The organism is Paracoccus sediminilitoris (assembly GCF_003259195.1).
Classification (GTDB): domain Bacteria; phylum Pseudomonadota; class Alphaproteobacteria; order Rhodobacterales; family Rhodobacteraceae; genus Paracoccus; species Paracoccus sediminilitoris.
In genome coordinates this window covers 24,191-35,117 of record NZ_QJPK01000005.1, presented here as the reverse complement: position 1 = coordinate 35,117, position 10,927 = coordinate 24,191, and the positions used below count along the sequence as shown (strand labels likewise).

General features: G+C 63.4%; 10 protein-coding genes and 1 pseudogene. 5 read left to right on the top strand and 6 right to left on the bottom strand.

Annotated elements, in window-relative coordinates; genetic code table 11:
* Positions 1-101: 101 nt before the first annotated feature.
* Positions 102-1,325: an NAD(P)/FAD-dependent oxidoreductase gene (locus DKT70_RS07560; protein ID WP_111558572.1), complete on the top strand. Its 1,224-nt coding sequence runs from the start codon at positions 102-104 to the stop codon at positions 1,323-1,325.
* Between the two features lie 69 nt (positions 1,326-1,394).
* Entirely contained in the window at positions 1,395-3,578 is a 2,184-nt protein-coding gene (gene uvrB / locus DKT70_RS07555; protein WP_111558571.1) for an excinuclease ABC subunit UvrB, read from the top strand.
* Here uvrB and DKT70_RS07550 read toward each other — a convergent pair.
* Entirely contained in the window at positions 3,575-3,853 is a 279-nt protein-coding gene (locus tag DKT70_RS07550) for a hypothetical protein (protein ID WP_111558570.1), read from the bottom strand. The two genes, uvrB and DKT70_RS07550, sit on opposite strands and share 4 nt — an antisense overlap.
* Positions 3,854-3,947: 94 nt before the next feature.
* Between DKT70_RS07550 and DKT70_RS07545 the strand changes: the two genes are divergently transcribed.
* The 3 genes from DKT70_RS07545 (at position 3,948) to DKT70_RS07535 (ending at position 6,590) form a co-directional block, all read left to right on the top strand.
* A complete protein-coding gene (locus DKT70_RS07545; protein WP_111558569.1) occupies positions 3,948-4,259 on the top strand; it encodes a hypothetical protein in 312 nt (103 codons plus the stop codon).
* Between the two features lie 79 nt (positions 4,260-4,338).
* The gene (locus DKT70_RS07540; RefSeq protein WP_072296080.1) at positions 4,339-4,650 is read left to right on the top strand and encodes an ETC complex I subunit; all 312 of its coding nucleotides are present in this window, start codon (positions 4,339-4,341) and stop codon (positions 4,648-4,650) included.
* A 488-nt stretch (positions 4,651-5,138) separates the two neighbouring features.
* Positions 5,139-6,590, top strand: coding sequence for an aldehyde dehydrogenase (locus tag DKT70_RS07535; RefSeq protein WP_111558568.1), 1,452 nt, complete (start codon positions 5,139-5,141; stop codon positions 6,588-6,590).
* Positions 6,591-6,960: 370 nt separating this feature from the next.
* Here the strand turns inward: DKT70_RS07535 and DKT70_RS07530 are convergent, their stop codons facing one another.
* The 5 genes and pseudogenes from DKT70_RS07530 to DKT70_RS18160 all read right to left on the bottom strand — a co-directional run bounded on the left by DKT70_RS07530 (position 6,961) and on the right by DKT70_RS18160 (position 10,736).
* Positions 6,961-8,091 carry a thiamine pyrophosphate-binding protein gene (locus tag DKT70_RS07530; protein WP_233490472.1) on the bottom strand — a complete coding sequence of 377 codons (1,131 nt, stop codon included), beginning with the start codon at positions 8,089-8,091 and terminating at the stop codon, positions 6,961-6,963.
* Positions 8,025-8,258 carry a hypothetical protein gene (locus tag DKT70_RS18325; RefSeq protein WP_233490471.1) on the bottom strand — a complete coding sequence of 78 codons (234 nt, stop codon included), beginning with the start codon at positions 8,256-8,258 and terminating at the stop codon, positions 8,025-8,027. Before DKT70_RS18325 ends, DKT70_RS07530 begins: the two co-directional genes overlap by 67 nt.
* A 24-nt stretch (positions 8,259-8,282) precedes the next feature.
* Positions 8,283-9,364: pseudogene (locus DKT70_RS07525) on the bottom strand (TRAP transporter large permease).
* A 292-nt stretch (positions 9,365-9,656) separates the two neighbouring features.
* Positions 9,657-10,325: a TRAP transporter small permease subunit gene (locus DKT70_RS18165; RefSeq protein WP_199559551.1), complete on the bottom strand. Its 669-nt coding sequence runs from the start codon at positions 10,323-10,325 to the stop codon at positions 9,657-9,659.
* 90 nt (positions 10,326-10,415) lie between these two features.
* Positions 10,416-10,736: a type 2 periplasmic-binding domain-containing protein gene (locus tag DKT70_RS18160; protein WP_199559550.1), complete on the bottom strand. Its 321-nt coding sequence runs from the start codon at positions 10,734-10,736 to the stop codon at positions 10,416-10,418.
* Positions 10,737-10,927 lie beyond the last annotated feature (191 nt).

Below are 10,927 nucleotides of genomic sequence, written 5' to 3'. Positions count from 1 at the left end.
ATCTTGCAAAGTTTCCGGCGGTCGTCGAAGATTGCCCGATAAATCTTGCCCCACACCATTGATCTGGGCATCCCTGACCCAAAGCAAGTCAGGAGGCCGTCATGGCAGAGGTTCTGGTTCTGGGTGCAGGCATGGTCGGCGTGACGACCGGGCTGGCCCTGCAGGCGCGTGGTCATCAGGTGACGATCATCGATCGCGGGTCGCCCGGTCGTGAAACCAGCTATGGCAATGCCGGTTTGATCCAGACCGAAGCCGTCGAACCCTATGCGATGCCGCTGCAGCCCGCCGCCCTGATCCAGATCGCGATGGGGCGGGGCTATGACGTCAAATGGAACGTGCCGGGTCTGGCCGCACAGGTCGGGGCCGTCTGGAAATACGCGGTCAATTCGCTTCCGGCGGCGCATCGGCGGGCTTCGGTCACCTGGGGCAAGCTGATCCGGCAATCGACCGAGCGCCACGGGCCGCTGATTGCGGCGGCAGGCGCCGACAACATCATTCGCCGCGACGGTTATATCGAACTGCACCGCACGGCCGCCAAGCTGCAGAAGGCGCAGAAGAACGCCGAGCGGTTCATGACCGAGTTCGGGGTTCAGGCACGTCTGATCGACGGGGCCGAACTGCGCGCCATGGAACCCTCGATCAAGGCTGACATCTTGGGCGCAACCCATTGGTCAGACAGCTGGAATTCCTCCGATCCCGGCGCTCTGGTCGCGGCTTATGCGGCGCTGTTCCAAAGACAGGGCGGACGGATTGTCAATGGCGATGCGGGCGATCTGCACCGCAAGGGCAATGCCTGGGTTGCCGACGAAGCCACGGGCGAACATGCCGTCGTGGCGCTTGGTCCCTGGTCGCCGATGCTGACGGCCCGTTTCGGGTTGAAGGTGCCGATGGTCTACAAGCGCGGCTATCACCGCCATTACCGGATGGAGGCCGCGCCGCATCACCCCATCGCGGATTTCGGCAATTCTGTCGTGTTTTCGCCGATGCGGCGCGGCCTGCGGATTGCCACGGCGGCTGAACTGACCTTGCACCCGCGCAGCACGCCGCCGCAATTGCGCCACGGCGAGGAAGCCGCGCGCGAGCTGTTCGACCTGGGATCGCCGGTCGAGGCGGAGCCTTGGACGGGGCGGCGCCCCTGCATGCCCGACATGCTGCCGCTGGTGGGGCGTATTCCCGATCAGCCGAACCTCTGGGCGCATTTCGGGCATGGGCATCAGGGGTTTACCTTGGGTCCCGTGACCGCCGAAATCCTGGCCGACGAACTGGATGGCGGCGAAGGCTGGGAGGCATTGCAGCCCGCCCGCCTGAAAGCCCGCAAAGGGTGACGCGCGGCTGTTGATCTTTGGGCCTGCCGCACACATCTTGGGGGCAAGCACGAACGGATCAGGAACCTCATGGGTCATAACAACACCAGCGCGCCCGTGACGCGCTTTGCCGAGGTGACCCGCCCCAAGCTGGAGGGCGGGAAGCGCTTTGTCATGAACAGCGAGTTCAAGCCGGCGGGCGATCAGCCCACGGCCATCGCAGAACTGTCGCAGGGCGTCAAGGCGGGCGAACGCGACCAGGTGCTGCTGGGTGCCACCGGCACCGGCAAGACCTATACCATGGCCAAGGTGATCGAGGAAACGAACCGCCCCGCGATCATCCTGGCCCCCAACAAGACGCTGGCCGCACAGCTTTACGGCGAGTTCAAGGGGTTCTTCCCCGACAACGCGGTCGAGTATTTCGTCAGCTATTACGACTATTACCAGCCCGAAGCCTATGTGGCCCGCAGCGATACCTACATCGAGAAGGAATCGCAGATCAACGAGGCCATCGACCGGATGCGCCACAGCGCCACCCGCGCGCTGCTGGAGCGCGACGACGTGATCATTGTGGCCTCGGTCAGCTGCATCTATGGCATCGGTTCGGTCGAAACCTATTCGGCGATGACGCAGGACATGATCGTCGGCGAAAGCTATGACCAGCGCGAATTCCTGGGCCAGTTGGTGGCGCAGCAGTACAAGCGTCTGGACGCCAGTTTCCAGCGCGGGGGTTTCCGCGTGCGTGGCGATCTGGTCGAAGTCTGGCCCGCCCACTTGGAGGACCGCGCCTGGCGGTTCGATTTCTTCGGGAATGAGCTGGAGGCGATCACCGAATTCGACCCGCTGACCGGTGCGAAATCCGACAGCTTCAAGCAGATCCGCATCTATGCCAACAGCCACTATGTGACGCCGCGCCCGACGATGCAGCAGGCGGTCAAGGGCATCAAGCAGGAACTGGCCATGCGCCTGAAGCAGCTGACCGATGAGGGCAAACTGCTGGAGGCCCAACGCCTGGAACAGCGCACCGCCTTCGACATCGAGATGCTGGAGGCAACCGGGGTCTGCAATGGCATCGAAAACTATAGCCGCTATCTGACCGGGCGCGCGCCGGGCGAACCGCCCCCCACGCTGTTCGAATTTATCCCCGACAATGCCATCGTCTTTGCCGATGAAAGCCATGTCAGCGTGCCGCAGATCGGCGGGATGTACCGGGGCGACTTCCGGCGCAAGTTCACCTTGGCCGAGCATGGCTTCCGCCTGCCCAGTTGCATGGATAACCGGCCCCTGAAGTTTGAGGAGTGGGACGCGATGCGGCCCCAGTCCGTCTTCGTGTCGGCGACCCCTGCGCAGTGGGAGATGGACCAGACCGGCGGCGTCTTCACTGAACAGATCATCCGCCCCACTGGGCTTCTGGACCCGGTGATCGAAATCCGCCCCGTCGAGACTCAGGTCGACGACCTGCTGGACGAAGTGCGCCGCGTCACCGCCGCCGGCATGCGGACCCTGTGCACAACCTTGACCAAGCGCATGGCCGAAGACCTGACCGAGTATTTGCATGAACAGGGCATCAAGGTCCGCTATATGCACAGCGACATCGACACGATCGAGCGGATCGAGATCCTGCGCGATCTGCGGCTTGGGGCATTCGACGTGCTGATCGGCATCAACCTGCTGCGCGAGGGGCTGGATATTCCCGAATGCGGGCTGGTGGCCATTCTGGATGCCGACAAGGAAGGGTTCCTGCGGTCGGAAACGTCGCTGATCCAGACCATCGGGCGCGCGGCGCGCAATGCCGATGGTCGCGTCATCATGTATGCCGACCGCATCACCGGCAGCATGGAACGCGCCATGGCCGAAACCGACCGGCGCCGCGAACGCCAGATGGCCTATAATGAGGAACATGGCATCACGCCCACGACCGTGCGCAAGAATGTCGAGGATGTTCTGGCAGGCCTGTGGCAGGGCGATACGGACCAGTCGCGCGTTACCACCAAGGTCGACAAGCCGATGATCGGGGCAAATTTGGCCGCTCATTTGGACGCGATGCGCACGCAGATGCGCAAGGCCGCCGAGAACTTGGAATTCGAAGAGGCCGCCCGCCTGCGCGATGAGGTCAAGCGGCTGGAGGCCGTCGATCTGGCGATTTCGGACGATCCGATGGCACGGCAATCCGCGATCGATCAGGCGGCCGAGGCGGCGGTCAAATCGTCCGGGCGATCGACCGCCGGCCGCGCCGGTCAGCGGGGCGGCAACAAGCGGTCAAAGCGCGGCTAGCCGCAGGCGACCTGAACGATCCAGCCCTTCACGTCGACGAACATCGTCAGGCGTGAAGCGTCGTTCGCCATACTGGGCGATGACCCGAAGGGGACCTCTTGGCGGCGCAGGGTGGGCGGCAGGGTGATGCCCCCGACATTCTGGCCGACCAGCGCCTGATGCCTGCGCAGGTCGCAGCTTTGGCTGCTCACGGTGTAATTCGTGGTGGCGCATGCGGACAGGGTCAAAAGCAGTCCGGGAAGGGCGAATGCCGTGGCGCGGTTGAATTTTTGCATATCACGGTTCTCTCATGTGACTTGATCGGCCGATGGGGCCATTGTCACCAAACATGATGATCCCCGAAGCGTTCCCATGAAAGGAAAAACAGTCTTGAAACATGGTTATCCCGCAACGCTGCTGTTCTATCTTTGCCTGGGTGCACCGATGGCCGCCCATGCCTCCAGCGAAGCGGCGTGGGATCTGTTGCGCCAGGATCTGGCTGCCGCTTGCGAACGTCTCGCCCGGGAAATCGCGCCCAATGCGGAAATCAGTCTGCGCTTGAACGAATTCGGGTCGGAAAACTATGCGGTGGCCCTGGTCACGATGGAAAACTCGGCCGGGCCAGAGCTTTCGGTCTGCGTCTATGACAAGCAGTCCGGGCAGGCGCAGCTGACCACGGCCTTTCCCGAAGCCGAGGAATAGGCCGCATCGACGTTCCGGGGCTTGAACCGCTGCCTGGATTTGGCGATAAACCCCCAACATCTGGTCGAGGAAAATTCCCATGCTCGTGCGCATCTATCAACCTGCCCGCAACGCCATGCAATCGGGCACGGCCAAGACCAAAGGCTGGGTTCTGGAATTTCCGCCATCGGGCACGCGCGAGGTTGATCCGCTGATGGGCTGGACCAGCAGCAGCGACACGCAAAGCCAGGTCCGCCTGCGCTTTGACACCTGCAAGCAGGCCGAAGATTATGCCCGCGAACACGGCTATGATTTCGTCGTCCAGCAGCCGCACAAACGGGCCGCCAACATCCGCCCGCGCGGATATGGCGAGAATTTCGCCACCGACCGGCGCGCGCCCTGGACGCATTGAGGCGCTGATGTCGTCAAGGTTATGGCATGGCGGCCCCGGAAAGGGTCGCCATTTTCATATTCGGCCCTGATCAACGCCCAGGAAAAGTGCAAAAAATTGACAAGAATGTCTATTCAGTTCAATCTGGATAGACCCTAGCGTCGTCGGGTGGTCCATGGGATCGTGACAGTTCACATTCCATGGACCGCCCGCAGATTCAAGACGTCTCTTCGGAAAAATAACAATCAAGATCAATTCGCTATATAAAATCTAGCTTTGTATAGATGGAACGCGCATGCGTGGTGACTTGACGACGATGCAGCCCCTGTGAACGGTCGATGCGTCAGTCGATAGGTCGGTCCGGTCGCATCTGTAAGATGACGGACGGTCAATGGCGGAAGGCATCGGCGGGCAGGGACCACGAAGGGGGGGCGTGTCGATGACGCCGGATTGTCAGACAGATGTTCCGCGAACGGCACCCGACGGTATTTGGAGGAGGAGCTTTGAGCTTGGAGACACTGGGATTGATGATCGGCGGCAAGGATATGGACGCCATGGATGGCGCCACATTCGAGCGCCTGAACCCCCTGACCAACAAGACGGCGACGCGCGCTGCCGCAGCCAGCATCGACGATGCGATCAGTGCCGTCGATGCCGCCGCCGCAGCCTTTCCGGAATGGTCCCAAAGTTCACCCAAGGTCCGGCGGACGATCCTTCACAAGGCTGCCGATATCCTGATGGACAAGATGCCGGAATTCGTCGACGCCATGGCCTCCGAGATCGGCGCGACGGCAGGCTGGGCCGGCTTCAACGTGAACCTGGCCGCCGATATGCTGCGTGAGGCAGGAGCCATGACCACGCAGATCACCGGTCAGATCATCCCGTCTAACCGGCCCGGAACGATGGCCATGGCCACGCGACAGGCGGCGGGGGTCGTGCTGTCGATAGCACCGTGGAATGCGCCGGTAATCCTGGGCGTGCGGTCGATCGCCATGCCCATCGCCTGCGGCAATACGGTGGTTATGAAGACGTCCGAAATCTGCCCCCGCACCCATCGCCTGATCATCGATGCCCTGAATCATGCCGGCCTGCCCATGGGGGTGTTGAATGCCATTTCGAACGCGCCCGAGGATGCGCCGGCCATCGTCGAGGCGCTGATCGCCCAGCCCGCGATACGCCGGGTGAACTTCACCGGTTCGACCCGGGTGGGGCGGATCATCGCCGAACTGGCGGGGCGCCATCTGAAGCCCGCCCTGCTGGAACTGGGGGGCAAGGCGCCGTTGATCGTTCTGGACGACGCCGATATCGAAGCTGCCGTCGCGGCAGCGGCCTTCGGGGCCTATATGAACCAGGGCCAGATCTGCATGGCGACCGAACGCCTGGTGGTGGATGACAGCGTCGCCGATGAATTCGTCGAGGCATTGGCCGCCAAGGTCAGGACGCTGACCGCGGGCGATCCCGCGCAGGGCAAGGCCCCCCTGGGCAGCGTCGTCGATGCCACAGCCGCGCGGCGCATTCAGGACCTGGTGAAGGATGCCGTGGCGAAGGGGGCCAGGATGGTGGCCGGTGGCGATCACGACGGAACGCTGATCTCGGCCATCGCGCTGGATCATGTCACCCCGGCGATGCGCATCTATTCCGAGGAATCCTTCGGCCCCGTCGTCGCCATCGTCCGGGTTTCGGGCGTGGACGAGGCCGTGCAGGTCGCGAATGATACGGAATATGGCCTCTCCGCCGCGGTCTTTGGACGTGACACCATGCGGGCCATGGCGGTGGCGCGGCGCATCGAATCAGGCATCTGCCACATCAACGGTCCCACCGTGCATGACGAGGCGCAGATGCCTTTTGGTGGTACCAAGGCCTCGGGCTATGGCCGGTTCGGGGGCCAGGCGGCGATCCAGGAATTCACCGAAACGCGGTGGATCACGATCCAGGACGGACCGCTGCACTATCCCATCTGACCGGTCAGGCGGGCCGCACCCGCACATCCGGCAGCGCAAGGCTGCGGGACGTGCGGATATGGTCTAATGCATCTTGCTGGGCGGCCGTCCGAGATGCTGCGTGCCCAGGCCCGGCTGGCCTGTGCCACCAGCGTAAAGTCGAGCGCGGGCGACAGCTGCGTCAGCGGCATGGCGTTGGTGCGCACGGCGGGGCCATCGGGATAGAGGCCCAGCACCGATTGCCGCACAGCCCCCATTCGGGGTTGTTCGCGATCACCACCAGCAAGGGCAGCGACAAGGCCTCGGCGATCTGGTGACAGGCCACGGGATTGGCGAACATGCATGACCGGTCCCCCATCGTCGCCACGATCAGCCGGTCCCGGTCGGCCAGCTACATGCCCAATGCGGCGGGAAAGGACCAGCCCAGCCCGCCGGCATGGGTTTCCTGATACCAGGCCCGGTGATGGTCCAGCGTCATCGGCGCCATCGGGCAGCCCAGTTCGGGCAGCACCGACGCGTCCCGCCCTTGGATGGCCCACGACAGGCACAGGCTGACCCAATCCTTGTTCATCGCGCCTTCGCCCCCCGTCCCGGCGCGATCCAGCACCTGCATGCGGTCGCGGGCATTGACATCGACCACTCGTCTGGCCCGGTCCGCAACATCCGCAGGCCGATGCGCATCTATCGCACGCTTCAGCGCAAGGATGCCGTCGGTGGTATCGCAGGCGATCAACAGGTCGGATTGGAAATTGCGTACGGGGATACGCGTCGACAGCGGGTCCGGCCCCATCTGGATGATCCGGCAGGCGGCGTCCGGTCTGTGGTTGTCAGGCGACCAAGGGGCCAGCGCGTCCAGCACAAGGATGGCGTCGGCCTGTTCCAGCAGGGGCGCGGGGTCGGGACCGGCCGCCATCGGGCGATCGGTCGGGATCGCCAGGCCCAAGGCCCAGTATTGGCAGACCGGAATGCTCCAATCCTGCGTCAGTTCCGACAGGGCGGCAAAAGCCTCGGCGCTGCCCGCGCCGTGTTGGGCAAAGATGACCGGACTTCGAGCCGAGGCCAGGATTTGCGCCGCCTGTTCGATTTGGTCCGCGCTGGTATGGGCGCGGGTGGGTTGCATCAGGGGTGGCTGGTCCAGCCCATCGGACGGGGCGGCCTGGCACAGAACCTCTCGCGGCAGGCTGACATAGACCGGGCCGCGCGGCGCGGAATTGGTAAAGGCCCCGGCCCTGTCGACGACCTCGGCCACCTGTTCGGGAAAGCGTAGTTCATAGTCCCATTTGACGGCCTCGCGGACCAGGGCGGTCTGGTCGCGTATTTCCTGGCCCCAACCGATGGGCACGGTCCACGCCCGGAACAGGTCGCGTTCCGTCGTGGGGGTGCGGCCGGAAAACAGCAGCATTGGGATATGTTCGACCGCCGCGTTGATCGCCCCGATGGCGCAGTTGGCCAGCCCTACATTGGTGTGGCCATCACCGCCTGCGATCGCCCCGTGGAGGTAATAGCCATGCGCAATGGCCATCGCGGCGCCTTCATTGGAATGACGATGCCCTGGAGCAGGTCGATATCGTTGGCGGCGGCCTCGGCCAGGCCCTCGATGATGGGCGGAAAGTCGGTGCCCGAATTGGCGAAGACATAATCGACGCCGATGCGTTTCAGCTGAGCCAGCAGCGCGCCGCCGGCGGTCATGGTCAGGGGTCAGACATAGTGGCCTCATTGCAGGATACGGGGCAGGAACAGCGCGATGGCCGGAAACGGCACTAGCAGGGTGATGCGCATGATTTCCGAGGCAAAGAACGGCATCACGCCGAGAAAGGTTACGCGCATGGGTACATCGCGGGCGACGGAATTGATGATGAAGACGTTCAGCCCGACTGGCGGCATGATCAGGCCCAGTTCCACCACCACCAGAATGGTGATGCCGAACCACAGCTTGGTTTCGTCCGGTGTCAGGCCGTAATCCAGCCCCGCGACGACCGGCCAGCAAAAGGGGATTGCCAGGATCACCATCGACAGGCTGCCCATCAGGCAGCCCAGCACCAAGAAGGTCACGATGATCAGCACCATGATCGTCATCAGCGCCAGCCCGCTGTTCTCCAGCAGGTCGGCCGCTGCCTGCGGGACGCCTGCGCGCGACATGCAGATCTTGAGCAGTTCCGCCCCGAAGACGACCAGCAAGATCATGCCGCTGTTGTGCGCCGTTTCCAGCATGGCCTCGACCATGTCCTGAAGGCCCAGCCTGTGGTGTGCCACGACATAGGCCACCACCATCACCACGCTGATCGCCGCCGCTGCGGTCGGGCTGTAGATGCCGCCGATGACCACGCCGAAGATCACGACGACCGGCAGCATGGCCACGGTCGCCCCGATCAGATCATGCCGGCCGACGGGCTGCGCCTTGGGGCCCGAACCCGGCACCAACCGCACATAGAGCAAGATCACCGCGATGAACATCAGCGTCGCCATGATCCGGGGGCTCAGGGCGGCGGCGAACATGGTGATGATGTTGATCTCGACGATGATGGCATAGACGCTCAGCACGACCGAGGGCGGAATCAGGATGCCAAGCGTGCCCCCGCCGCGATGCAGCCGGTCGCCAGCGCGCCGCTATAGCGGTCTTTGCACAGTTCAGGGATGGCGACTTGACCCATGGTCGATGCCGTGGCGGTCGATGACCCGCAGACCGCCCCGAAGCCCGCGCAGGCGGCGACGCCGCCCTGAAATCGGCCCGGCCACGCGTTCGCGCACCGGAAGATATCGGCGGACAACCCGTACCGTGCCGCCAGCCAACCCATGAGGATGAACATCGGCAGCACCGACACGTCGTAATTGGAAAACTGCGCGTAGTCCAGATCCCGCGGCTGATTCAGGATGTTGGCCGGTCCCGATTGCAGGCAGATGCCCGCAAAGCCGATCAGGAAGTTGTCGATCATGCGCTGGTCCCGTCATCATGGGGCGATCTGACGGCGCGCACCTGCGCCATCAGTGTCGCGAGGGCCGCCAGAGCCAGCAGCGCCAGCGACAGAAGCATCGGCGGAAAGGCCGTCCACACGGGCAGGTTCAGGACGGGCGTGACCTTGAAGTATTTCAGATAGCTTTGCAGCGCGCCATCAGCACCAGCATCAGAACCGCGAAGGCCAGCCCCAAAACCGAAAACAGAACCGCCATCGCGGCCTTCTGTCGGCGGCCCATCCGTTCGGTGAAGATGTCGACATACACGTTCGCGCCGGTGATCTGGCAATAGGGCAGGAACATGAAGATCGCGATGGCGATGACATGCTTGACCAATTGGTATTTTGCCGCAAAAAGCCTGCCGATCAGCAGGTTCGACACCGCGCTGCCCGACGTCATCAGCGCCAGCCCCATGGTCAGGACCCCGCCCAACAGCGCCCATCCGCGGATGATCCGCAAGATCCACCCGCGGGGGGGAACGCTGCCTTCTTCCACCATGCTCAACCCTGGCGGGTTCGCGATCGCCTGACGGGTGGCGGTGACAAGGGCATCGGCGTCAAAACCCGACTGCGCGGCGGCCCAGTCTTCGACCACGGGGGCCAAAACCTGATTGAAGGCGGCCATTTCACCTTTGGTCAGGACGACATGGTCGTTGCCGTTGTCCACCGCCATCTGGATGCCGACATCATCGGCGGCGCGCCGGATCTCGGCGACCTCTCGCAGCCAGTCCTCGCCGCTGTTGTCGGTCAAGATCTGCTGCAGCTCGGGGCCAATGCCGTCCCACCGGACCTTGTTCAAAGACATCTGGAAGTTGGTGGTGCCAAAGCAGTTCCGGTCGTGGTCTTCGATTTGGTATGGGCTCGATCCAAACAGCCGCAGGGGCGGGATGATGTCTTACGAGCTCAGGGCACGGTTGACGCCGCGGGTCCCAAGCGCCTGCGGCAGGTCGGGAACGGGCATGGTGACCGCAGTGGCGCCCATCGCCTCGACCACGGCATTTTCGGTGGGGCCGGGAACGCGCAGTTTCAGACTCTTGGTATTGGCGAGCCGCAGACCAGCTTTTGCGCCATCCGGATCGCCTGACCCGCATGCACATGTAGGAACAACAATGGACATCGGAAAAATCGGCGGCAATTTTAAGATCTCGACCTGCGGGAAAAGACCGGGGATATTGCCTTTCACTGTCCAGACGATGTCGACGACGCCATCGGCCACCTAACGGAACAGCTGCGGGTGCGCACCGTGAAGCGACATGGCGGGATACAGTTCTATCCGGATTGGGTCTCCGGGTTGTTCCTGGATGTGGTCGGCCCAAGGCTGCAGTATCCTGAATTTGTAAGCTGCTCGGGGCGCAAGGAAATGGCGGAGCTGCAGGTCGACCTGCTGGGATTGTGCCCAGGCCTAGC